Below are 401 nucleotides of genomic sequence, written 5' to 3' on the forward strand. Positions count from 1 at the left end.
GGTTGTCCGGCGGTGGTGGCCGCGGTGGCGCTCGCCGTGCGTCCGGCGCTGTCGATCACGACGGCCTTGTAGCGCAGAGGTGTTCCGGCCCGCACCGTGCCGGGCAGGTGCTGGGTCACCCTGTAGGGGGCGTGGTCGGCCGAACCCAGGGTCCGCCACGGCCCGTTACCGACCTGGGCGGCGAACACGACCCGGTTCAGCCGGCCGCCGTCCACCGCCGCGGTGACCTCCACATCACCGGTGGCACCGGCCGCCGGCGCCCGCACCGACACCGACGGCCCGGCGGCAGGAGCACCAAGCGGCTTCGCCGCCTTCAGCACCACCGCGGACAACGCCGGAACCTCCACCGCCACCTTCCTGTCACCGCCACTGGTCACCCGCGCCGACGACCCGTACACACC

Annotated in this window: 1 protein-coding gene; it reads right to left on the reverse strand. The window is 74.3% G+C overall.

The genetic code is table 11. The features are described 5' to 3' along the window. Positions 1–401: hypothetical protein (locus KUM32_RS33270; protein WP_217145646.1), on the reverse strand; the 401-nt coding region annotated here is incomplete at both ends.

The sequence above is a fragment of the Streptomyces sp. AC627_RSS907 genome (genome assembly GCF_019049165.1).